Source organism: Pseudomonas sp. S2_F07, from assembly GCF_054668325.1.
Genome location: NZ_CP162758.1, coordinates 2536059 through 2558228, shown reverse-complemented (window position 1 = coordinate 2558228; position 22170 = coordinate 2536059). Strand labels below are relative to the sequence as shown.

23 protein-coding genes, 1 tRNA gene and 1 pseudogene are annotated in these 22170 nt (G+C 56.9%); 15 read left to right on the top strand and 10 right to left on the bottom strand.

The window, feature by feature from the left end; all coding sequences use genetic code 11:
- The first annotated feature begins 84 nt into the window (after positions 1-84).
- From AB4O40_RS11415 to AB4O40_RS11350, 14 genes are all read left to right on the top strand, one after another.
- Positions 85-831, top strand: coding sequence for a YebC/PmpR family DNA-binding transcriptional regulator (locus AB4O40_RS11415; protein WP_056726044.1), 747 nt, complete (start codon positions 85-87; stop codon positions 829-831).
- Between the two features lie 154 nt (positions 832-985).
- Positions 986-1510: a crossover junction endodeoxyribonuclease RuvC gene (gene ruvC / locus AB4O40_RS11410; RefSeq protein WP_046042207.1), complete on the top strand. Its 525-nt coding sequence runs from the start codon at positions 986-988 to the stop codon at positions 1508-1510.
- A 114-nt stretch (positions 1511-1624) separates the two neighbouring features.
- On the top strand, positions 1625-2233 hold the full coding sequence (ruvA, locus tag AB4O40_RS11405; protein ID WP_008052450.1) for a Holliday junction branch migration protein RuvA: 609 nt from the start codon (positions 1625-1627) through the stop codon (positions 2231-2233).
- Positions 2234-3295: a Holliday junction branch migration DNA helicase RuvB gene (gene ruvB, locus AB4O40_RS11400; RefSeq protein ID WP_056726040.1), complete on the top strand. Its 1062-nt coding sequence runs from the start codon at positions 2234-2236 to the stop codon at positions 3293-3295.
- A 127-nt stretch (positions 3296-3422) separates the two neighbouring features.
- The gene (gene ybgC / locus AB4O40_RS11395; protein ID WP_056726038.1) at positions 3423-3890 is read left to right on the top strand and encodes a tol-pal system-associated acyl-CoA thioesterase; all 468 of its coding nucleotides are present in this window, start codon (positions 3423-3425) and stop codon (positions 3888-3890) included.
- On the top strand, positions 3880-4575 hold the full coding sequence (gene tolQ, locus AB4O40_RS11390) for a protein TolQ (RefSeq protein ID WP_007897030.1): 696 nt from the start codon (positions 3880-3882) through the stop codon (positions 4573-4575). Before ybgC ends, tolQ begins: the two co-directional genes overlap by 11 nt.
- A 23-nt stretch (positions 4576-4598) precedes the next feature.
- A complete protein-coding gene (gene tolR, locus AB4O40_RS11385) occupies positions 4599-5051 on the top strand; it encodes a protein TolR (protein ID WP_162135951.1) in 453 nt (150 codons plus the stop codon).
- Positions 5051-6130: a cell envelope integrity protein TolA gene (gene tolA, locus AB4O40_RS11380; protein ID WP_056726036.1), complete on the top strand. Its 1080-nt coding sequence runs from the start codon at positions 5051-5053 to the stop codon at positions 6128-6130. Before tolR ends, tolA begins: the two co-directional genes overlap by 1 nt.
- A 17-nt stretch (positions 6131-6147) precedes the next feature.
- Entirely contained in the window at positions 6148-7428 is a 1281-nt protein-coding gene (gene tolB, locus AB4O40_RS11375; protein WP_167362903.1) for a Tol-Pal system beta propeller repeat protein TolB, read from the top strand.
- A gap of 52 nt (positions 7429-7480) precedes the next feature.
- Positions 7481-7978: a peptidoglycan-associated lipoprotein Pal gene (pal, locus tag AB4O40_RS11370; protein WP_003178634.1), complete on the top strand. Its 498-nt coding sequence runs from the start codon at positions 7481-7483 to the stop codon at positions 7976-7978.
- Positions 7979-7984: 6 nt separating this feature from the next.
- A complete protein-coding gene (gene ybgF / locus AB4O40_RS11365; RefSeq protein WP_056726035.1) occupies positions 7985-8824 on the top strand; it encodes a tol-pal system protein YbgF in 840 nt (279 codons plus the stop codon).
- A gap of 166 nt (positions 8825-8990) precedes the next feature.
- Entirely contained in the window at positions 8991-9638 is a 648-nt protein-coding gene (gene queE, locus AB4O40_RS11360; protein WP_150754451.1) for a 7-carboxy-7-deazaguanine synthase QueE, read from the top strand.
- Between the two features lies 1 nt (position 9639).
- Complete coding sequence (gene queC / locus AB4O40_RS11355; RefSeq protein ID WP_056726031.1) at positions 9640-10332, top strand: 7-cyano-7-deazaguanine synthase QueC; 693 nt, start codon at positions 9640-9642, stop codon at positions 10330-10332.
- A gap of 63 nt (positions 10333-10395) precedes the next feature.
- A tRNA-Lys gene (locus tag AB4O40_RS11350) sits at positions 10396-10471 on the top strand.
- Positions 10472-10599: 128 nt separating this feature from the next.
- Here AB4O40_RS11350 and AB4O40_RS11345 read toward each other — a convergent pair.
- From AB4O40_RS11345 to AB4O40_RS11310, 8 genes and pseudogenes are all read right to left on the bottom strand, one after another.
- A pseudogene (locus tag AB4O40_RS11345) lies at positions 10600-11879 on the bottom strand (MFS transporter).
- Positions 11876-14200 carry a lantibiotic dehydratase gene (locus AB4O40_RS11340; protein ID WP_236709750.1) on the bottom strand — a complete coding sequence of 775 codons (2325 nt, stop codon included), beginning with the start codon at positions 14198-14200 and terminating at the stop codon, positions 11876-11878. The pseudogene AB4O40_RS11345 and the gene AB4O40_RS11340 overlap by 4 nt, the downstream one beginning before the upstream one ends.
- A gap of 123 nt (positions 14201-14323) precedes the next feature.
- Positions 14324-15130 carry a hypothetical protein gene (locus AB4O40_RS11335; protein ID WP_056726024.1) on the bottom strand — a complete coding sequence of 269 codons (807 nt, stop codon included), beginning with the start codon at positions 15128-15130 and terminating at the stop codon, positions 14324-14326.
- Complete coding sequence (locus AB4O40_RS11330) at positions 15120-16034, bottom strand: MbnB/TglH/ChrH family RiPP precursor modification enzyme (RefSeq protein ID WP_223541134.1); 915 nt, start codon at positions 16032-16034, stop codon at positions 15120-15122. Before AB4O40_RS11330 ends, AB4O40_RS11335 begins: the two co-directional genes overlap by 11 nt.
- Positions 16035-16098: 64 nt before the next feature.
- On the bottom strand, positions 16099-16254 hold the full coding sequence (gene tglA, locus AB4O40_RS11325) for a 3-thiaglutamate biosynthesis pearlin carrier peptide TglA (RefSeq protein ID WP_156385803.1): 156 nt from the start codon (positions 16252-16254) through the stop codon (positions 16099-16101).
- Positions 16255-16264: 10 nt separating this feature from the next.
- On the bottom strand, positions 16265-17338 hold the full coding sequence (locus AB4O40_RS11320; protein WP_082562991.1) for a M50 family metallopeptidase: 1074 nt from the start codon (positions 17336-17338) through the stop codon (positions 16265-16267).
- A gap of 68 nt (positions 17339-17406) precedes the next feature.
- The gene (locus tag AB4O40_RS11315; RefSeq protein ID WP_223541133.1) at positions 17407-18324 is read right to left on the bottom strand and encodes a class I SAM-dependent methyltransferase; all 918 of its coding nucleotides are present in this window, start codon (positions 18322-18324) and stop codon (positions 17407-17409) included.
- 13 nt (positions 18325-18337) lie between these two features.
- The gene (locus AB4O40_RS11310) at positions 18338-19084 is read right to left on the bottom strand and encodes a methyltransferase domain-containing protein (RefSeq protein ID WP_056726018.1); all 747 of its coding nucleotides are present in this window, start codon (positions 19082-19084) and stop codon (positions 18338-18340) included.
- Between the two features lie 871 nt (positions 19085-19955).
- Here AB4O40_RS11310 and nadA point away from each other — a divergent pair.
- On the top strand, positions 19956-21014 hold the full coding sequence (nadA, locus tag AB4O40_RS11305) for a quinolinate synthase NadA (RefSeq protein ID WP_056726017.1): 1059 nt from the start codon (positions 19956-19958) through the stop codon (positions 21012-21014).
- Positions 21015-21149: 135 nt separating this feature from the next.
- On the opposite strand, the gene AB4O40_RS11300 is transcribed toward nadA, so the two are convergent.
- Both AB4O40_RS11300 and AB4O40_RS11295 read right to left on the bottom strand, forming a co-directional pair.
- Positions 21150-21638: an RDD family protein gene (locus AB4O40_RS11300; protein ID WP_056726015.1), complete on the bottom strand. Its 489-nt coding sequence runs from the start codon at positions 21636-21638 to the stop codon at positions 21150-21152.
- 96 nt (positions 21639-21734) lie between these two features.
- Complete coding sequence (locus AB4O40_RS11295; protein ID WP_007977299.1) at positions 21735-21947, bottom strand: cold-shock protein; 213 nt, start codon at positions 21945-21947, stop codon at positions 21735-21737.
- Between the last annotated feature and the right edge of the window lie 223 nt (positions 21948-22170).

The window sequence follows — 22170 nt, the reverse complement described above, 5'->3', positions numbered from 1 at the left end:
GATAGAGCTGTTCAAGATTTTTGTTTGCCGGCCGGCGCAATGCGGCGTAGCGGGCAATGTTTCAAAGAGAATTCGGAGCGAGTTATGGCAGGTCATTCCAAGTGGGCGAACATCAAGCACCGCAAAGAACGTCAGGATGCCAAAAAAGGCAAGATTTTCACCAAGTGGATTCGTGAGCTGACTGTTGCTGCTCGCCAGGGTGGCGGTGATCCAGGTTCCAATCCGCGTCTGCGCCTGGCGTTGGACAAGGCACTTGGCGCGAATATGAGTCGCGACATCATCGACCGGGCAGTTGCCCGTGGTGCCGGTGCCGCCGATACCGACGACATGGTCGAGCTGACCTACGAAGGTTATGGTCCGGGTGGTGTCGCGGTGATGGTCGAATGCATGACCGACAACCGTAATCGCACTGCAGCCGCTGTTCGTCACGCGTTCAGCAAATGTGGCGGCAACCTGGGGACTGATGGTTCGGTGGCCTATCTGTTCGAGCGCAAGGGGCAGATCTCCTTCGCTGCCGGCGTTGACGAAGACGCACTGATGGAAGCCGCCATGGAAGCCGACGCCGATGACGTGGTGACCAACGAAGACGGTTCGATCGATGTGTTCACCTCGTTTGCCGGGTTCTATTCCGTGCGTAACGCACTGGAAGCGGCGGGTTTCAAAGGTGACGACGCGGAAATCGTCATGTTGCCGACCACCAGCGCCGAACTCGATCTGGAAGGCGCCGAGAAAGTCCTCAAGCTGATCGACATGCTCGAAGACCTGGACGACGTGCAAAACGTCTACTCTAACGCGGAAATTCCGGAGTCGGTGGCCGCGCAGCTCGGTTGAGGCATCGATAAAGATCGCAGTTTTCACCAGCCTCTGTAGGAGCTGGCGAAGCCTGCGATCTTTTGATTTTTGGCTTTTTATTTAAATGATCGCAGCCTTTGGCAGCTCCTACACGGTTATCCTCCGTTAACCGCGATCTCTTTCTGCAGGCGTTATGACTTTAATTCTTGGTATCGACCCCGGTTCGCGCATCACCGGTTACGGTGTGGTTCGTGATACCGGTCGCGGCTGTGAGTACGTCGCCTCCGGTTGTATCCGCACCGGTGCCGGCGAGCTGCATGAGCGACTGCAGATTGTCTATCGCGGGGTGCGGGAGATCATTCAGACGTACCATCCGGTGACCATGGGGATCGAAAAGGTGTTCATGGCCCGTAACGCCGATTCCGCCCTGAAACTGGGGCAGGCCCGTGGCGCAGCGATTGTGGCAGGCGCCGAGGAAAACCTGGAAATTGCCGAGTACTCCGCAACCCAGGTCAAACAAGCGGTGGTTGGCACTGGTGCTGCTAATAAAGAGCAAGTGCAGATGATGGTCATGCACATGCTGAAATTGACCAGCAAACCCCAGATCGATGCCTCGGACGCCCTGGCTATTGCCATCTGCCACGCTCACACCCGTTCCAGTCTGCTGCCCCATGGGCTGGGAGCTGCACGCAGTCGTGGCGGGCGCCTGCGTCTCTGATAGCATCAGCAATCATTTTCATGGAGTGAGGGCGTTCCGCCTGGGTTGTCGGCGATGCTCCCTCGCTCTATCAGTCGCTGGCCAAGAGCTGGCCAACGCTCAAGGATTTGTAACGTGATTGGACGTTTGCGCGGCACCCTGGCTGAGAAGCAGCCTCCTCATCTGATTCTGGATGTAAATGGCCTGGGCTATGAACTTGAAGTGCCCATGACGACCCTTTACCGCTTGCCGTCGGTCGGTGAGCCGCTAACCTTGCATACCCATTTGGTCGTGCGCGAAGACGCACAGTTACTCTATGGTTTTGTCGGCAAGCGTGAGCGCGACTTTTTTCGCGAATTGATCCGCCTCAACGGCGTCGGGCCGAAACTGGCACTGGCGTTGATGTCGAGCCTGGAAGTCGACGAACTGGTTCGTTGCGTACAGTCCCAGGACACTTCGGCGCTGACCAAGGTCCCGGGCGTCGGCAAGAAAACCGCCGAACGCTTGCTGGTGGAACTCAAGGATCGCTTCAAGGCCTGGGAAACCGTACCGGCCATGTTCGCCCTGGTGCCGAACCAGCCGGATGGACCGGCCCCGGTGAACACTGCCGAGACTGACGCCGTCAGCGCCTTGATTTCCCTGGGCTACAAACCCCAGGAAGCGAGCAAGGCGGTGTCTGCGATCAAGGAGAAAGATTTGAGCAGTGAAGACATGATCCGCCGCGCCTTGAAGGGAATGATCTAAGTGATTGAAGCTGATCGTCTGATCGCTGCCACGCACAGCCCGCGTGAGCGCGAAGAAGTCCAGGACCGCGCCATTCGCCCGGTCAGCCTGGCCGAATACATTGGCCAGCCGACCGTTCGCGAGCAGATGGAGTTGTTCATTCAGGCCGCTCGCGGTCGTAACGAATCCCTGGATCACACGCTGATCTTCGGGCCGCCCGGCCTGGGCAAGACCACCCTCGCCAACATCATCGCCCAGGAAATGGGGGTGTCGATCAAGAGCACCTCGGGGCCGGTGCTGGAGCGCCCTGGTGACCTGGCGGCGTTGTTGACCAACCTTGAACCTCACGATGTGCTGTTTATCGACGAAATCCATCGCCTGTCGCCCATCGTCGAAGAGGTGCTGTACCCGGCCATGGAGGATTTCCAGCTCGACATCATGATCGGTGAGGGGCCGGCCGCGCGTTCGATCAAGCTGGACCTGCCACCGTTCACCCTGGTTGGCGCAACGACGCGGGCGGGGATGCTCACCAACCCGTTGCGTGACCGTTTCGGCATCGTTCAGCGTCTTGAGTTCTACAATACCGCCGACCTGTCGACGATTGTCAGTCGTTCGGCGAGCATCCTCGGTTTGCCGCTGGACCCGGAAGGCGCCTTCGAAATCGCCCGCCGTGCCCGTGGCACGCCGCGCATCGCCAATAGGCTGCTGCGCCGGGTGCGTGATTTCGCCGAAGTTCGCGCCAAGGGGCATATCACCAAGCCGATTGCCGACCTGGCGCTGAACCTGCTGGACGTCGACGAGCGTGGCTTCGATCACCAGGACCGGCGTCTGTTGCTGACCATGATCGAGAAATTCGACGGTGGACCGGTCGGGGTCGACAGCCTGGCCGCAGCCATCAGCGAAGAGCGTCACACCATCGAAGACGTGCTGGAGCCTTACCTGATCCAGCAGGGTTACATCATGCGTACGCCTCGGGGGCGGGTGGTGACGCGGCATGCTTACCTGCATTTCGGTTTAAACATTCCGTCACGATTGGGCGAAATGCCCGTGGTAGACGAGTTTCTCAATGCCGCTGACGATTAATTAACATTGCGTGCTGATTTTTTCGGGCAATGTAGGGTCCCAGGACCGTACTTTCACGAGAAAGCCGCAGAACAATGAAAAACAGTTGCCATGCCGGATTGGCAACCTGAGGAGTAAGCACTAGAGTATGCGCGCGCAAAACGGGCTTGAGCCTTTCGCACATCGTTGTCGCGTTTATTACGAGGACACCGATGCGGGCGGCATCGTGTATTACGTTAATTACCTCAAGTTTATGGAACGGGCTCGAACCGAGCGGCTACGAGATCTGGGCTTTGCCCAATCGCAGCTTGTCGGGGAGGACCTGTTGTTCGTCGTGCATTCCAGCGAAGCGCGCTACCACGCGCCGGCGCGACTGGATGACGAACTGCTGGTAAGCGCCGAGGTAATCGAATTGAACCGTGCCAGCCTGCGCTTCAAACAGCAGGTCAGGCGGGCAACGGATAATGCACTGCTCTGCGAAGGGCAGTTTCTGGTGGCCTGTGTGCGCACTGAAAGTTTGAAACCCCGGGCCATTCCCGAAGCTCTACGAGCGGCCTTTGCCGACGTGAGCGGCGCGGGTACACACTCAAAGCAGGAGATAAAGCGTGGAAGCTAACGTCGTCGACCATTCCTCCATGTGGAGCCTGGTCAGCAATGCCAGTATCGTGGTGCAACTGGTAATGCTGATCCTGGTAGCCGCATCGGTGACCTCGTGGATCATGATCTTTCAGCGCAGCAACCTGCTGCGCGCCGGTCGACGTGCCCTGGAGAGCTTTGAAGAGCGCTTCTGGTCGGGTATCGACCTGTCCAAGCTGTACCGTCAGGCCGGCAGCAATCCGGACCCTGATTCGGGTGTCGAGCAAATCTTCCGTGCCGGTTTCAAGGAATTCTCCCGTCTGCGCCAGCAGTCAGGCGTTGACCCGGAAGCGGTCATGGAAGGTGTGGCCCGTGCCATGCGCGTTGCCATTTCCCGCGAAGAAGAAAAGCTCGAGCAGAGCCTGCCTTTCCTGGCCACCGTTGGTTCCGTCAGCCCGTACATCGGTCTGTTCGGTACCGTCTGGGGGATCATGAACTCCTTCCGTGGCCTGGCCACCGCCCAGCAAGCGACCCTGGCCACTGTGGCCCCGGGTATCGCCGAAGCACTGATCGCCACCGCGATCGGTCTGTTCGCTGCCATTCCAGCCGTTATCGCTTACAACCGTTTTGCTGCTCGCAGCGAAACCCTGCTGGGCCGCTACTACACCTTCGCCGACGAGTTCCAGGCGATCCTGCACCGCAAAGTGCACACCAGCGAAGAATAAGCAGGTAATTTCCAATGGCTTTAATCGCTCGAGCTCGCAAAAAGCGCAAGCCGGTCGCCGAGATGAACGTGGTGCCTTACATCGACGTGATGTTGGTGCTGCTGGTCATCTTCATGGTGACCGCTCCGATGCTCAATCAGGGCGTGAAAGTTGATCTGCCCAAGGTTTCCAGTGAAGCCTTGCCGCAGGACAACAACACCCAGGTCCTGACCATTTCCATCAAATCCGACAAGACCTACTACTGGAACCTTGGCAGCGAAGTCGACACCGAAAAGCAGCAGGATCGGGCCATGACCCTGCCGCAGATGACTGACGCGGTGACCAAGATCATTCGTGTCGGCAACGAAGGCGGCAAGCGTACCCAGGTCTTCATTCGCGGCGACAAATCCGTCGATTACGGCTCCGTCATGGGCGCGATGGGCGGGTTGCAGAAAGCCGGGGTCGGTAATGTTGGCTTGATTACCGAGGCGCCCTGATGCAGCAACAGCGAGAGCCGTCCGCCTCGGAAAGCTACTTCTGGCCTAGTGTCTGGGCGATTGGCTTGCACGTGCTGGTGTTCGGCATGCTGTTCGTCAGTTTTGCCTTTACCCCGGAACTGCCGCCTGCCAAGCCGATTGTCCAGGCGACCTTGTACCAGCTGAAATCGAAAAGTCGGGCGACCACCCAGACCAATCAGAAGATTGCCGGTGAAGCGCAGAAATCCGCTGCGCGTCAGACCGAAGTCGAGCAGATGGAACAGAAAAAGGTCGAGCAGGAAGCGGTGAAGGCTGCGGAACAAAAGAAAGAAGAGGCGGCTCAAAAGGCCGAAGAAGCCAAGAAGGCCGACGAGGCGAAGAAAGCGGACGAGGCGAAAAAGGCTGACGAAGCCAAGAAAGCCGACGATGCGAAGAAAACCGCGGAAGCCAAGAAGGCAGAAGAGAAACAATTGGCTGATATAGCCAAGAAGAAAGCCGAAGAAGAAGCCAAGAAAGCCGCGGAAGAAGAGGCCAAGAAAGCGGCCGCTGAAGAAGCCAAGAAAAAGATCGTCGAAGACGCGAAGAAGAAAGCCGCGGAAGACGCCAAGAAGAAAGCTGAAGCTGAAGAGGCGAAGAAGAAAGTCGCCGAGGAAGCGAAGAAGAAAGCTGCCGCCGATGCTGCGAAGAAGAAATCGCAGGATGCGGCGCGTAAATCCGCCGAAGACAAAAAGGCCCAGGCCCTGGCAGATTTGCTTTCCGATACGCCGCAGCGTCAGCAGGCCTTGGCCGATGAGCAGGGCGACGAAGTCGCCGGCAGTTTCGATGACCTGATTCGTGCGCGTGCAGCGGAAGGCTGGGCTCGTCCACCTTCGGCACGCAAAGGCATGACGGTCGTGTTGCAAATCGGCATGTTGCCGGACGGTACGGTGACTTCGGTCAGCGTCTCCAAGTCCAGTGGCGACGGTCCGTTTGACGCATCGGCTGTTGCAGCAGTGAAGAATATTGGACGTTTGACAGAAATGCAGGGAATGAAGCCGAGTGATTTCGCTCCGTATCGTTCATTCAAGATGACATTCACACCTGAGGATCTAGCCTTGTGAGAAACCTTCTTCGAGGAATGCTGGTCGTTATCTGCTGCATGGCAGGGATGGCGATGGCAGATGAGAAAAACATTCTGGTTACCAGCGGCAGCGATCGGGCGACCCCGATCGCAGTCGTGCCGTTCGGCTTCCAGGGCGGTAGCGTGCTGCCGGACGACATGGCGGAAATAATCGGTAATGACCTGCGCAACTCGGGTTACTACTCGCCGCTTCCAAAGCAGAACATGATCAGCCAGCCGAGCCAGGCCAGCGAAATCATCTTCCGTGACTTCAAGGCCCTGGGTGCCCAGTACGTCATGGTCGGCAGCATTGTGCCAGCGGGCGGTCGCCTGCAGGTGCAATACGCACTGTTCAACGTGGCCACCGAGCAGCAAGTGCTGACCGGCAGCGTGTCCGGCGGCGTCGATCAGCTGCGCGACATGGCGCACTACATCTCCGACCAGTCGTTCGAAAAACTCACGGGTATCAAGGGTGCCTTCTCGACTCGCCTGCTGTACGTAACGGCCGAGCGTTTCTCCGAGAACAACACTCGCTATACCCTGCAACGGTCGGACTATGACGGTGCTCGCGCCGTGACCCTGCTGCAGTCGCGCGAGCCGATCCTGTCGCCTCGTTTCGCACCGGATGGCAAGCGCATCGCTTATGTCTCCTTCGAGCAGAAGCGCCCACGCATCTTCATGCAGAACATCGACACCGGTCGTCGTGAGCAGATCACCAACTTCGAAGGCCTGAACGGTGCGCCAGCCTGGTCGCCGGATGGCAATCGCCTGGCGTTCGTGCTGTCCAAAGACGGCAACCCGGACATCTATGTGATGAACCTGGGGTCGCGTCAGATCAGCCGCGTTACCAACGGTCCCGGCATCAACACCGAACCGTTCTGGGGCAAGGATGGCTCGACCATCTACTTCACGTCCGACCGCGGCGGCAAACCGCAGATCTACAAGACCAGTGCCGGTGGTGGCGGTGCCGAACGCGTGACTTTCGTCGGTAACTACAATGCCAACCCTAAACTGTCAGCTGATGAAAAGACGCTTGTCATGATTCACCGTCAGGATGGCTTCACCAATTTCAAGGTGGCAGCCCAGGATTTGCAGCGCGGTAGTGTAAAAATCCTCACTGATAGCACTCTGGACGAGTCGCCTACTGTCGCGCCCAACGGCACCATGGTAATCTACGCCACCCGCCAGCAGGGCCGGGGAGTCTTGATGCTCGTGTCCATCAATGGACGCGTAAGGCTCCCGCTTCCTACCGCACAAGGCGAAGTCAGAGAACCTTCCTGGTCCCCTTACCTGAACTGACGCGGCGCTATACGTTGTACTTAACACACTGGGGTTCATTAGGAGTTTCACGATGGAAATGCTGAAGTTTGGTAAATTTGCTGCGCTGGCACTGGCCATGGCTGTAGCTGTAGGTTGCTCGTCCAAAGGCGGCGACAATGCCGGTGAAGGCGCGGTAGATCCAAACGCTGGTTACGGCGCAAACACTGGTGCAGTTGACGGCTCCCTGAGCGAAGAAGCTGCACTGCGCGCTATCACCACTTTCTACTTCGAATACGACAGTTCGGACCTGAAGCCAGAAGCCATGCGCGCTCTGGACGTTCACGCCAAAGACCTGAAAGCAAACGGCGCTCGCGTTGTTCTGGAAGGCAACACCGACGAACGTGGTACTCGTGAGTACAACATGGCACTGGGCGAGCGTCGTGCGAAAGCCGTTCAGCGCTACCTGGTACTGCAAGGTGTTTCCCCAGCTCAGCTGGAACTGGTTTCCTACGGCGAAGAGCGTCCAGTTGCTACCGGCAACGACGAGCAGTCCTGGGCTCAAAACCGTCGCGTCGAACTGCGTAAGTAATTCGTCATGCGAACGTGCCGTCGTGCTGTAACTGTCCTGGCTCTCAGCCTCGCGCCGCTAGCGGTGTGGGCTGCGGTTCCTGTGGTCGATAATGACTCCGGCTATAACACTAGCGGGAGCAGTTATCCGCCTGCAGGTTACGGTACGAACGGCGCCTATGCCGGGGGAGGGGTTTCGGCCCCTGTCTCGGCACAGGGCGAGCTGTTCAACCAACTGCAATCAATGCAGCAACAGATCGAGCGCCAGCAAGGTGCGATCGAGGTTCTGCAAAATGATGTAGCGCGCATGAAGCAGGAAAACCTGGAGCGATACCAGGATCTTGATCGGCGCATAGGAACCGGCGTTGCACCAGCCGCGACTCCTGAAAATTCTTCCACCGGTGGTGATATGAATGCCGCTGGTGCAGCAACAGGTGCGGCAGCAGGCGCAGCCGCCGCTCAAGCACCTGCCGCGGGTAGCGAGCCAGCGGATCCGGCGAAGGAAAAGCTCTATTACGATGCTGCCTTCGACCTGATCAAGGCCAAGGATTTCGACAAGGCCAGCCAGGCTTTTGCCGCTTTCCTGCGCAAATACCCGAACAGCCAGTACGCGGGCAACGCCCAATACTGGTTGGGCGAAGTGAACCTGGCCAAAGGCGATCTGCAAGGCGCGGGTCAGGCATTTGCCAAGGTTTCGCAGCTGTACCCCAAGCACGCCAAAGTGCCGGACTCGCTGTACAAGCTTGCTGATGTAGAGCGTCGCCTGGGTCATACCGACCGGGTCAAAGGCATTCTGCAGCAGGTGGTGTCCCAATATCCGGGCACTTCCGCCGCTCAGCTGGCCCAGCGCGATCTGCAAAAAATGTAAGCCTGCTTGACCCGTTTCAAAGAAACCCGCGCTTGTCGCGGGTTTTTTCGTTAGAATTCACGCCCTTTTTATGAAACACGCTTTTAGGGGCCTGCGCTTTGCCGGGGTTCCTTCAAGTGCCTGACGGAGGCGGACAGCCTGTTTAGCTGTTACGCCCGTGGCGACTATGCAAGACACATTGAGAATCACCGAAGTTTTCTACTCGTTGCAGGGTGAAACGCGGACTGCCGGCCTGCCCACTGTTTTTGTGCGCCTGACCGGTTGCCCCCTGCGTTGCCAATACTGCGACAGCGCCTACGCGTTCACCGGCGGAACCATTCGCACCCTCGACGACATCCTCGAGCAGGTTGCAGGGTTTCGCCCGCGTTATGTCTGCGTCACGGGCGGCGAGCCCCTGGCACAGCCAAACGCCATTCCCTTGCTCAAGCGCTTGTGTGACGCCGGTTACGAAGTGTCACTGGAAACCAGTGGCTCCATCGATATCTCGGCAGTAGATTCCCGGGTCAGTCGCGTTGTCGACCTGAAAACCCCGGGTTCGAAGGAAGCACACCGCAATCGCTATGAAAACATTGAGCTGCTCACGCCCAACGATCAGGTGAAGTTTGTCATCTGCTCGCGAGAGGACTATGACTGGTCCGTTTCCAAGTTGATCCAGTACGGTCTCAACCTGCGTGCCGGTGAAGTCCTGTTCTCCCCAAGTCACCATGATCTCAATGCCCGGGATCTGGCGGATTGGGTGGTGGCGGACAACCTGCCAGTGCGTTTGCAACTGCAGCTGCATAAATATCTATGGAATGACGAGCCGGGGCGCTGAAATGACTGAACAACTCAATACTGCTGAAAAACGTGCGGTCATCCTGCTGTCCGGTGGCCTGGATTCGGCGACCGTCGTGGCCATGGCCCGTGCCGAAGGCTATAGCTGCTACACCATGAGCTTCGACTACGGTCAGCGCTCTCACGCCGAACTGTACGCCGCCGAGCGTGTGGCACGGGACTTGGGTGTGGTCGAGCACAAGGTGATCGGCCTGAACCTGAACGGCATGGGTGGCTCGGCGCTGACTGACCGCAGCATCGATATTCCGGAAGAGTTGGGTGAGGGCATTCCGGTGACTTACGTGCCTGCGCGTAACACGGTGTTTCTGTCCCTGGCCCTGGGCTGGGCAGAAGTGCTCGGCGCACGGGACATCTTCATCGGCGTCAATGCGGTGGATTACTCCGGTTACCCAGACTGCCGTCCCGAGTTCATCGAGTCGTTCGAGCGCATGGCCAACCTGGCAACCAAAGCCGGCGTGGAAGGCAATGGCTTCCGCATCCAGGCACCGCTGCAAAACCTCAGCAAGGCGCAGATCGTCCAGGCCGGCGTGAAGCTTGGCGTGAACTACGGACTGACCGTTTCCTGCTATCAGGCCGACGATAACGGTCGTGCATGTGGCAAGTGCGACAGCTGCCGACTGCGTGCAGAAGGCTTTGCGGCGGCCGGAATCAGCGATCCAACCCCTTATTTTTGATTTATTTCAAAATAGGTGTTGAATAGTCCTTAAAAATCAGTATTATACGCGCCACCACACAGCGGGTCGTTAGCTCAGTTGGTAGAGCAGTTGGCTTTTAACCAATTGGTCGTAGGTTCGAATCCCACACGACCCACCATTTTTGGCGGTTTAGAAAATCCGGAAGGCCCACGCAAGTGAGGATTTCCGGGTTTTTTTTTGCCTGGAATTCAGCGGGGTGCTGTCTGGAGGGTGGGGCTTTCGTTAAGGTAGTAGTGGTTGCCTGGTTTACCGCGTCGCCGCGGTTTTCAATTCCCACGGTTTAAAGCTCAGCCACAACATCACCCCCGGTACCTGCAACGCAATCATCACACCCAGCGACCACTGATAAGCCTCCACCGGATACCCTTGCCCGGATGCTGGCCACAGGTTCAGAATTTCTCCCATCAACCACTGCAAGACAAACGCCAACACGAACACTACCAGGTTGAACGACGAACTGACCCGCCCGGCCAGTTCAGGGGATACCGACTGAGCCACGATCGCGTAGTTCATGGTGGTGGAGGTACCGAAAAAGCTGAAACCCATAGCAATCAGTAACGGCGATACGGGTAGTCCGCTGATCATCAGTGATTGAAATGCGATGAAGATTGAAACCCCGGCGCCGCACACCATGATCGGCTGTACGCCAAAGCGCCGCAGGTAATCGGTGGTCGAGCCGAACGCCAGCGAGCCTGCCACCATCGCCACGGCGGCCCAGAGCAAGATATTAGCCATGTTGGACTCGTTCAACTGGGCGACATCGCGTAGCCACGGCCCCATCCACAGCGACAGCACCGACATGTAGATCGCATGAGCAAACACCGAGTACAACGCCAGTCGCCAAAATATCCAGGAGGAGTAAAGCGTTCCTACGGCTTTGGACATTTCGGCGAGAGTTGTGTGTTTGGGGGGTAGGTGCGGGGCACGCTCCGATGAATGACTATGCAGACGAACAAAGTCAGCAGCGCCAGAATCAAGAATGCTTCACGCCATGAGATCCACTTGAGCAGTTCATGCAACGGCGTGGTGGACGCCATTGCGCCCAAGCCGCCCACAGATAACAGGCATGCTGTACTCAGCGGCAGGCGTTCAGCAGGTAGCCAGATCGCGCACGCCTTGATCGCACTCATCAGCGAGCCAGCAACACCTAGGCCGATCAGGCCGCGACCAATGATCAGGCCCAATTCCGTATGGGAGAAGCTGAAAATCAGTGAGCCCAACACAGCGAACAGCAGCATGGGGGCCTGCACGCTACGCGGGCCGTAGCGGTCGAGCATGACCCCCAGTGGAATCTGCGCTGCGGCGAAAGTCAGAAAGTACACACCGGTAAGCAGGCCCAGGCTGCTGGCGGGCAGGTGCAGTTCCCGCTCCAGATCCACATAGATCAAGGCGTTGACCGTGCGAAACAGGTAGGACACAAAATGCCCGAGGCCAAAGGGGATGAATATGGTCAAAAACAAGTACAAAAACGAGTGTTTGGCTTCCTGATCGGCTTTGGTGCAAGAGCCTACGTTCTCATTGCTCATGTCGGAAGTGCCTCGCATGTGGAGAAAGTTGTGCGTATTTCACAGCAGAAGCGCCCCCGCTCTTCTTCAAGCCAAAGCTCATCGGGGCACGGTCGCATTTCCGAGAACTTTGCGTGACCAGCCTTCTTCAGGGCGTTGTTGATGCCGTCGAAGGACAACGGGTTATTGAAGTCGAGGAACAGCGGTTTGGGTTCGGTATCGATCTTGATGAAGGCATAACGGGGCAAGCCATGATCGGCGGCCCAGGCACGCCATTGCAGAGTGTGTTCAAGCTCGTCGACCGAGCCCTTTGGCTCTGGCAGGCGATCTCTGGTGAATAGCCAGGAAGCGCGCTTGTAGAGGGTACGGCCCAACCAGATACGTCGGTGTTCGTGTTTGGCCACGGTGCTGCCGGCCAGGGCGAAGCCCAGCCGGTGCATGGGGGTGGAATACACGCACAGCAAGTCTTCGCTGAACTGCCCTAGGGCGTCGACCACTTGCAGGCGTCCATTCGCCCGCAGTACTTTTGCCCTACCGGCGGCAAACTGCTGATCCGCCGCGACACAACCGCCACCAGAAGGCAGTACCAGTTGCAAGTAAGTGGGCTGCAATGGCCAGTCTATGTGCGAGCGTTGATAACTGTCGGGCGAGTCCGCCAGTATCAGGCGAGGGCGTTGGAAAATCGCCTCTACCTGTTGGTTTATCTGCGTATTGAACGGTCCGAACGGCGCGGCAACGGGCTGACTCAGCGTATGGACTGCCGGATGCACTTCACCCACGATGATTTCGTAATCGCCACGATTGAACGCCGCCACCGACGCGCTGGAAAGCAGGATATCCGGAGAGTGAAAGTCACTGCCAAAGACCTCGAAGCCGGCGACCTCCAGATCGGCGTTCAACAGGGCGATCAGGCGTTCGATGTCTGCCACACACAGATGCACCTCAGGATGCGCTGGGAAGTCCTGCAGTAGATGCGTCCAGGCCGTTTCCAGGCGCTGATCGAGGTCAAGGATGATGCGTGCTTCCAGTGCCGGAAACAGAGGAGCAAGCGTGCTGATCAGGTCGAGAAAATCAACCGGCTGCCCGGGGTTATCAGCATGGCGCTGTTCCCAGACCTCAATGAAAGCCTCATTGAGTTGATGCGCGATGGCTTTGATCAGCCACTGATTGATGCGCATCAGCGGCGTCAGCTCCTCGTTGACTTGACTGAGCACGGCTTGGCCGAGGCTGATGTCCATGTTTCTCGAACAATCCTCGTACACCGGGTAACGGCCGACATACATGGCGCCGGTTTCTCGGCTGAGGTCGACCCCTGCCTCGCCCATCAGTTGGTTCAAGCCCTCCAGGCATTCGGTCCGGCGCAGCAGGTCACCGTGGGCATAGTCGCGGCGCAAACCTTCCAGTACTTCAAGGCGCGATTGCCAGACCTGGCTGAACCTTTCGGATACCCCTGCGTTGGCCAGGCAGTGTTGTAGTCGCACGATTGGATTACGCTCACGAGGGGACATTTGCCAGCCTCGGTGCACGATCCGTTTGCTCACAAGATGTTCCAGTAGATCGTGCAATGTGCTGGCCGCGACTTCCGAACAGGCGCTCAACACCCCGGCAAACGTCGGCTCTCGACACTGTTGGTCGCTGATGTAATGAAGTACCTGCGCGGTTTGCGGGTTGAGGCGCTGGCTTTTGCATATCGGCATGAACAGGGTCTGTTCGTGCAGGTAGCAACCGGTATTGAGCTGCAAGGGCATGCGGTCGGTGTCGGGACATTGCTGGTTGATCTGTTCGACTAACCGCTGGACCACCCAATTCTCGAAGAAGGTGTGGCGATCCTTGATCCACGCCATGTCACCCTGGGTCAGCTGCACATTGTCGGTCTGGTGGGCATCGAACCGCCCCCAGGCCAAAGGTCCGAAAAAACTCGAGGTATCGTTCTTGGCGCAGAAACGTTGCGCGTAGCTCCAGCCCAAACGCAGCTTCTGCTTTTTGCGGGTGTCGTTTCTGTTGTGCCGGTCCCTGACCAGCTCACGTATGCGTGTCATCGCGGACGGGTTGGATATGAACAAGGCCTCGGCCACCGCTTCGTCATCCAGGAAGTCGATCAGCCCTTGGCGGGCGCTTTCCAGATAAGCGTCGTATTCCTGGGCGGCCTCTTCACGCGCCGAAGTTCGCTCCAACAAACCGTTCCAGCGCTGCAAAGCCTCGGCCAGAGATTCGCGCAACACTTCCGGCAGGTCGGAGGACTGCAGGACTTGGTCCTCGTTGAGTTTGCGGATGAGTTTTCGGCAGGCCTGGGGTGAATGCGAGTTGGCCTCTTCAAGTAACGTTGCCTTCTGCGCTTGCAATGAGCGGAAGTCTTGTTCAAAGGCGCGGCACAATGGCAGCTCAGCGAATCGGCCCAAATCCGTCAAGTGATGAATGGGGAAACCGGTCGATCGCAGCCAAAAGTACTGTGAGCTTTCCATGTTCTAGACCGGCATCCTGATTGCGTTGAGTTGATGCAGTTTACCGAGCAGTGCCAGGTCTTCGCCGCTGGGTTGCGCGGCGGCAGTAGAACTCAGCATCTGCATCAAGGTGTTTTGTGACTGCGGTTGCTCCAGGCATCGGTAGAGGTGCGCCGCGCGCGGGCCTATCAGCGTAAATTTGTGGCGGGCCTCAGGGTTGGGCAAATACACCAGGATGTGTTGGCTGGTTTCCTCAGGGCTGCTACGCCCCAGCAGGCTTTTATCACGCAACCAGTGCGACAGCGCATAATGGCTCTGGTAAAAGCGTGCACTGTCAGTGCGCTGATAATATCCCGGCACTACGTCGCTGGCTTCTATCAGTCCGGTGTAGAGGCGCACACATTCGCGCTCAAGCCCCATCAGGTCGCGAATCTGCGGGTAGTCAGCGAGTTCCTGGCGTTCGAGCAAAAAGCCCAGCGCCGAATCGCAATAGCCATAAACCCTTGGCCCGAAGTCGAACCACTCTTGTTGACGCAGGAATGCCTTGGACAGTGTCGGTAGATCCAGTCCGATGTTGAGCAGTGCACGCAAAGTCAATGGGGCGCCGGTTTCCAGCGCATTGATAAAGGAGTTGACCAGGCGGAACTGATAGTTTTCGATGAACCATTTCACCCCCTCAAACTGACTGGCGTAGGCGTGCAGAATCGCCCGCTCGTCATCGGGAAAGTGTTGCAGCCATTGAGTCGCGCCCTGAGCCTCATACAACTGCTTCTGCAGTGTTTCATCGCGTAGCAGGCGTCGCCATAGCTTCCAGACCAGCTCAGCCTCCATGCATCAGCTCCTGTATCGGTTTTGTATAGTGGTTCCAGATTTTCTGTGCGCGCCGCACATCGGTGACGATCATGTGTTCGTCGTTAGCGTCCATCACTCGTGTCAGTGCGTGGTGAGCCTGCCCCTGGTATTCCAGGATGATTCCCGAGGGTTGGGTGCGGGACATGAGTTCCTGGTACAGGTCCCAAACAGGTTCGGGGACACACGAGTCATGCCAGTCGTGGTAAAGCCCCTCGTGCCAACTGCCGCCGGCCAGATGCACCGAGATCACCTTGTCCAATGGCAAGGTGTCGAGGTAGTCGCGTAAGTCGAAGTTTTTCAGGTTCAGGTGATTGGTGTAGATGTTGTGCAAATCCAGGTGCAAAAAGGTACCGGACTGCTGCACGAGTCGGGCCAGGAACTCGGCTTCACGCATTTCCGCGCCCGGACATTGCAGATAATAGGCGGCGTTTTCATGGGCTAGCGGCGTCCCGTAATGCGCCTGCAACGTCTTCGCGCGTTCGGCGCAGCGCAGCACCTCGGCATTGGAAAACTGCAGCGGGCTGCTCCAGATATCCAGCCAGGAGTTGTCGCCATAAAAGCAATGGTTGGCGACCCATGGGCTGTTCAGCATCTTGGCCAGGGGCACGTGGCGTTGCACGGCGGCGGTTTCTTCAAGAGGGCTGAAACCAAAGTCGCAACCGTAATTGGAATGCGCCAGCAGTGTGAATTTCTCAGCCAGCCGATTGATCATCGCCAGGGCCGCGGGCCTGATAATCTGCGGGCCATCCATGGGAGCCATGATGTTGTCGAGCAGGATTTCCAGCACATCGACTTCGATGTCCTCAAATGGAAACCAGTCGAGAATCTCGGGGTTGTACTGGATACCCACACCAATCGGTTCGGGCTTAACGAAATTAGCCATGTAGTTGCCCAGTCAGAGGAAGAAGGCGGCTCCCTCGACGTAACGCCGAGGAAGCGTGGAGCGATCAGGCGAAAACTTTGCTTTCGATGATTTCGATATCGTCGAGGTCGAACTCCTCAAACGCCGTATCGTTGAGGACTTGCGGTGCGACGCTGCTAGCGGATTCGGTGGTGAGTTCATCTGTGTTGGCAATAGCTGGGGTCACTGTAGATTGAGTCATGACACTGTCCTTATGGGTGGTTGAAAAGGCGAATTAGGGTGGCTGCGGTGAAACACCAGGCGATTACCCAGCCCAGGCAGGTCAACAGGAATGTGCTCCAGTAGAGCCTGCGCAATGCAGGGGAAACCGCTTCCAGCGGCGCGGTGCGCCAATGCCGCTTTACATAGTTGAATGCACGCTGGCGCAGGCGCGGTTGCCCGAGCGCTTCGGTAATCGCCAGGTAAGTATCGCCATTGAAGATAGGTAGCAGCGTCGGGGCGAGGGAAATGAGCGAAGCCACGACCATCACCACAAAAAACGCCGGTAAAACCCCTTGGGTGTCACGGAACATCGCCCACAGGGTAATGCCCACGCCGGCGTATAGAAGGCTGATCAAAGGGCCTGCCAGAATGGTGATCACCCGTTGGTTCAGCGGCAGCTGCGACCATTGTTTCTGCACCGGACGTACCCAACCGGTGGCCAGCAACACGTAGATGCCGATTCCGAAATCGTTGACCTTGACCCCATAGTGACGACAGGCCATTGCGTGCCCCAGTTCGTGAAGGGCAATGGAAGTCAAAATGACCGGGAAGTGCCAGAGCAACCAGCGGTAGCTGTGGATATAGGTCTCGCCAGCATCGGCCATGAACGTGCCGAAGTGCGCGCCCAGGTATACGAAGCTCGCCAGGGCCAATGCCAGCAGCGGCAAGATAAATGCCGCGCGGCAGCACCAGGGCGCCAAGCGGTAAATATGATCGAGCAGTGGCTGCGGGTTGGTTTTCACCAGATTAATCAGCAGATGCTCTTTCAGCGGGCCGTAGGTGATGCCCGTGGCGGGGTCGCGCAGGTCCTTTTTATGCGCGGTTTGCTTGCTGCTCAGCAGTTTCAGGTTGAGCAACTTGCGCTCGAACTGCGCAAGCTTCTCAGGGCTGACCTTGATTCGATGCTGCGCAAGGGCGGCGTCGGCAATATCGTGCAGGCATCGCTGGCCATTGAAGAGCAAAGCAAGTGAGTACTCGGCCCTGCCCAGTTCAAAGCCAATATCATTATGGGGGTCGTAGAGATTGTAGCGCCACGTGACCGAATCGGCTGGCGGCGGGGTCACGACCAGGTCATCCCTGAAGCAGGAATGGATGTGGGCTCTCGACTTTTCGAGGACACAGGCCGAGGCACTCATGCGCGGGCTCGCAATGCGTGCAGGCTGGGCATGTAAGTCTCCCGAAGTGCCTTGCGACCCTGGGCCTTGATGCTTTCGAGGTGTTCGGAGACCGTCTGGGCACAGATGCGCCCTAGCACGAACACCGCTCCCGGCCGAGTCGGCCCGCACACGGGCTCATGGGTGGTCCGTATCGGTTCCCAACCATGTTGGCACATCAAGTACTCGATGCTGCTGGCACTCAAGTAACGGCGATGGTTATGGGTTAGAAACCCTTGTTCGATGCCGTAACCCAGCGCGCGACCTTCAATCAACAACAACCCGTCCTCGGCACTGGCCTGCCGGCAAAGTTGCATGACTTGATTGGCGTCATGAATATGTTCCAGTGAACCATTGATGATGATCAGGTTGTAATCACCACTGGGGCTCATGCGTTCGGCACCTATCAGGTCGATTTCCAGGCCGATGTTTTTGCCGTATTCCACGTAGGCCCGGTCAGGGTCATTGCCTCTTACTGTCCAGCCCCGTTTAGCGAAAGGAATCATCAGGCCGCCGGCGGAACAACCGACATCAAGCATTTTACCTCTGGCGGGAAGCACATCTTGCAAGTATCGACACAAGTATTCGCCGCGGCGTATCTGGTCAAGAAAGAAGGCACGCTCCGGTTCCGTATTGCCGAACAAACTTAAGCGGTAGAATTTGTCGTAGTACGCGCTGTAGAAAGCTTCCTCGAAGCGGTATTTTTGGAAAATATGTCCACAACCCTGGCAGCCTAACACCGGCAATGCCACTGCTTGGTTATCGGGACCCCGGATATTTTCCAGCAAAACCCAATGTTCTTTTGAATTGCACAACTCACAACTCATTTTCTGCACGCGAAACGTGTCTGGCATCTGCAAAAGTTGCAAGTACTGTTGTTCTATAGTTGTGCTCACGATCACATCCCGGTCACTTGATGCAGAAGAAGCCTTCAAAGCAAATATACTTGAAAATACTGGTTATATCTTTGAAGCCGGCGCGAGATAACATGTCGATATTGCCGGCCGTGGAAAAAGGCTCAAGTACACCTTTCAAGCTTCTGGTTTTCGCCAGGATTTCATCGGCGTTATAACCTTGGTCCCGCTTATAATCTATATACAGGCTGCTGAGGATGTCTTGAAAGCGTGCGTCTGGGCCGCGTACTTTTTCAAACATGATAAAAGCACCACCCCAGTTCAAGGACTCGTAGATACGATCGAACAAGGCTTGGCGAATGCGCGGGTGCACGAACTGGATAGTATAATACGCAACTATCAGATCGCTTTTTTCATAGGGAAAGTTCAGAATGTCGTCGGTAATGAAACTCACGTTTTGCTGCGGCGATGCGCTCAAAAGCTCGTTTGCCTTGCGGGTCATGGCTTCTTCTACATCAATGCCCACCCACTTCGCCGAGGCGCAATGGCGCTGTGAAAGTTGCCGAGTTAGGGTGCCGGTGGAACTGCCAAGTTCGTAGCAGGTGCTATCGTTCTTTACAAAAAAGTCGCTGAGCGACAGCACGATATCGTGTCCATCCTTGTATTTGGGTACGGATTTCGATACATGGGAGTCAAAGTGCTCAGGGGTCGTACCTCCGAAGCTCCATGAGGCATTGCTGGACTCTACACCATCGCCGACGGATTCGTAGACAGAATCAGGGGAGGTAATAAGGGAAGACATATATGTCGCATCCTTGCCCGATAATAATAGTTCGCGCTAGTTAAATTTAATGTTTTCTGCTCAATCAGAGGCTAACCAGTTCTAATCAGTATGTCATCAGTGCTTTTGTGGGAAATAGATGTTTGTTTTGTAGGCGGTTTCCCAATGCATAGCATATAAATACGAGTGGAGAAGCTCTGCGAGCTGTGGCGGTACTGTCCAAGAAATTAACATGCTGGTATTGGGTGAAGTGGATCGTCAGTGTTCGACTGGTCCGACCCGTGCTGGATGAAACGGAAAAATCGAGGGCGCGTCGACTGTTCGATAAAAGCGCAAGGTACCGAGTCTTGCGCCAAGCTCACGAAGCGGTATTTGGCTCTTTCCGCGAGACTCAAATCCAGCAGTACCTGTTCCACGGGTATCAGTACTTCTGCGCAAGCCGTTCCGGGAAGAACTCGATGGCTCGCTGATGGATAATGGCAAGGACAGCAGGATTGTCGACTGGACGGCTGTCGGTACGCCAGCCGTTGGCAGGTATGCCCAATAATGCGGTGTTACGAAACACCACATCTGCCGGAATGGTGAAGTTCAGGGTGCTTGTTCCATGGTTGTCCTAGAGAATTTCGCGCACCGTTAGTTCGATCACAAGGCCCACGCAAGTGAGGGTTTCCGGGTTTTTTTTTGCCCGCGATTCAAGCCCGCTTCGCAGCGCGCTGCTGCGCATGACGCAGGTCAGAATCACCTTTTGCATCCGTCGGATATTCTGTAGCCTTGCGCAGCTTCAACGCTGTCCGTGCCTGATGAATACTCACTTTCCCGGCGGTACCCCGATGGGTCCGGAGCCGGGTGTATACTCGACTTTCGCGCGAATGCGCCTGCAGGTCTTGCGAACATGACGCAAATTTCCGAACGCCTTTTGGTTCAAGCCCACCTCGACGCCAAACAGCCCAAGCCGCTGACCGCCGATGAAGAGGCTTATTACCGTGCTGCCATCGCTGCCGAGCTCAAGGCTCAGGACGCGGTACTGGTGGCCCACTTCTATTGTGACCCTGTCATTCAGGCGCTGGCCGAAGAGACGGGCGGCTGTGTCTCCGACTCGCTGGAGATGGCCCGCTTCGGCAACGCTCATCCGGCCAAGACCGTGGTCGTCGCCGGCGTGAAGTTCATGGGTGAAACTGCCAAGATCCTCAACCCGGAAAAGCGCGTGCTGATGCCGACGCTCGAAGCGACCTGTTCGCTCGACCTGGGTTGCCCGGTGGACGAGTTTTCCGCGTTCTGCGATCAGCACCCGGAACGCACAGTGGTGGTGTACGCCAATACTTCCGCTGCGGTAAAGGCCCGAGCGGATTGGGTTGTGACTTCAAGCTGTGCGCTGGAAATCGTCGAAAGCCTGATGGACAACGGCGAGACCATCATCTGGGGCCCGGACAAGCACCTGGGGACCTACATCCAGCGCCAGACCGGTGCCGACATGCTGCTGTGGGACGGTGCCTGCATCGTTCACGAAGAGTTCAAGTCCAAGCAGCTTGAAGACATGAAGGCGCTGTACCCGGATGCAGCGATTCTGGTGCACCCGGAGTCGCCGACATCGGTGATCGAACTGGCCGACGCAGTGGGCTCCACCAGTCAGTTGATCGCGGCGGCACAGAGCCTGCCGAACAAGACGCTGATCGTCGCAACCGACCGCGGCATCTTCTACAAGATGCAGCAGCTGTGCCCGGACAAGGTCTTTATCGAAGCCCCTACGGCGGGTAACGGCGCGGCGTGCCGCAGTTGTGCACATTGCCCGTGGATGGCCATGAACACCCTTGAGCGCACGCTCAGGGCGTTGAAGGAAGGGTCGAACGAGATCTTTGTCGACCCGGCGCTGATTCCGCAAGCTATTCGCCCGCTCAAGCGCATGCTTGATTTCACCCAGGCGGCACGGATGAAGCTGGCCGGTAACGCCTGATATTTGTCAGGTAAGTCGTAAAAATTGTGGGAGCGAGCCTGCTCGCGATGAGGTCGTGTCAGTTAACATCACTGTTGAATGTCATGCCGCTATCGCGAGCAAGCTCGCTCCCACAGTGGTTTCTGCGTCGGGAAATTATTTGGTCTTCTTCGGAATCCGCACCAGTTCGGTATTGGAGTAGATGTCATGCCAGCTGCGTTTCTGCTTGTCGAACAGCGACCAGAAGAATCCCAGGCCAACACACAGCAGTGAAGCAATCGACACCAAAAAGCGCAGCAGCGCCTGCAAAAGGCTGATGGACGAGCCGTCGGCATTCTGCACGCGAATGCACCAGACCTGCATGCCCAGGGTCTGACCGGACCAGGTCCAGAATTTGGCGAAGAAGCCGAACAGTACGAATAAAAGAACTGTGGAGAGCAGGGGATCGCCGTCCAGTGCGCCCGCTTCGGTCAAGGTGCGCATCCTTTCTTCGCCGATGATCGCCATCTGGATCATCTTGTAGATGCCGCTGGTGACGATCAGCAGGGCTGTGCACAGCAGGAAATCATAGAACATGGCTGCCAGGCGACGACCCAGGCCAGCGGCGGGGAACTCGCCCTGGGGGGTAAGCAGGTGTTTCGACATGGGCAGGCTCTCGGCAAAAAAAGAAGCCATTTTACGGATTTATGCGCACAAAAAAGCCCCTGATGTCAGCATCAGGGGCTTTTTCGTTACAGAAGATTAGGCTTCTGCTTGTACTTCGTCAGCCTGCATGCCTTTCTGGCCCTGCACAGCGATGAAAGTCACTTTCTGGCCTTCTTTCAGGCTTTTGAAGCCGTTGCCCTGGATGGCGCGGAAATGCACGAACAGATCCGGACCGCTTTCAGGAGTGATAAAACCAAAACCTTTCTCGTCGTTAAACCACTTGACGGTACCGCTCTGACGTTGGGACATTTCTTATTTCCTTTGACGCAAAAAATTAATGACAGTCTCCTTCTCATGAAAGAGTACTGGGGCTGGTTGCAGGAGAGTAAGAAGACGTCGAACGGGATGTAGCTAACTTGTAGGCTACTGCCCAGGTCACGATTCCAAGCGACCCATGCAAACACAGTGAACAAACTCTACGCCAACTACGGGAGAAAAAACAAGCCCCGTGAAGGCCCCGGATTTCCTCAGG

Bases quoted from the DNA above. Each gene is read 5' to 3' on its own strand.
- AB4O40_RS11415 (WP_056726044.1), top strand. From the start codon at position 85: ATGGCAGGTCATTCCAAGTGGGCGAACATCAAGCACCGCAAAGAACGT.
- ruvC (WP_046042207.1), top strand. From the start codon at position 986: ATGACTTTAATTCTTGGTATCGACCCCGGTTCGCGCATCACCGGTTAC.
- ybgC (WP_056726038.1), top strand. From the start codon at position 3,423: ATGCGCGCGCAAAACGGGCTTGAGCCTTTCGCACATCGTTGTCGCGTT.
- tolA (WP_056726036.1), top strand. From the start codon at position 5,051: ATGCAGCAACAGCGAGAGCCGTCCGCCTCGGAAAGCTACTTCTGGCCT.
- tolB (WP_167362903.1), top strand. From the start codon at position 6,148: ATGCTGGTCGTTATCTGCTGCATGGCAGGGATGGCGATGGCAGATGAG.
- pal (WP_003178634.1), top strand. From the start codon at position 7,481: ATGGAAATGCTGAAGTTTGGTAAATTTGCTGCGCTGGCACTGGCCATG.
- ybgF (WP_056726035.1), top strand. From the start codon at position 7,985: ATGCGAACGTGCCGTCGTGCTGTAACTGTCCTGGCTCTCAGCCTCGCG.
- queE (WP_150754451.1), top strand. From the start codon at position 8,991: ATGCAAGACACATTGAGAATCACCGAAGTTTTCTACTCGTTGCAGGGT.
- queC (WP_056726031.1), top strand. From the start codon at position 9,640: ATGACTGAACAACTCAATACTGCTGAAAAACGTGCGGTCATCCTGCTG.
- AB4O40_RS11335 (WP_056726024.1), bottom strand. From the start codon at position 15,130: ATGGAGGCTGAGCTGGTCTGGAAGCTATGGCGACGCCTGCTACGCGAT.
- AB4O40_RS11330 (WP_223541134.1), bottom strand. From the start codon at position 16,034: ATGGCTAATTTCGTTAAGCCCGAACCGATTGGTGTGGGTATCCAGTAC.
- tglA (WP_156385803.1), bottom strand. From the start codon at position 16,254: ATGACTCAATCTACAGTGACCCCAGCTATTGCCAACACAGATGAACTC.
- AB4O40_RS11310 (WP_056726018.1), bottom strand. From the start codon at position 19,084: ATGTCTTCCCTTATTACCTCCCCTGATTCTGTCTACGAATCCGTCGGC.
- nadA (WP_056726017.1), top strand. From the start codon at position 19,956: ATGACGCAAATTTCCGAACGCCTTTTGGTTCAAGCCCACCTCGACGCC.
- AB4O40_RS11300 (WP_056726015.1), bottom strand. From the start codon at position 21,638: ATGTCGAAACACCTGCTTACCCCCCAGGGCGAGTTCCCCGCCGCTGGC.
- AB4O40_RS11295 (WP_007977299.1), bottom strand. From the start codon at position 21,947: ATGTCCCAACGTCAGAGCGGTACCGTCAAGTGGTTTAACGACGAGAAA.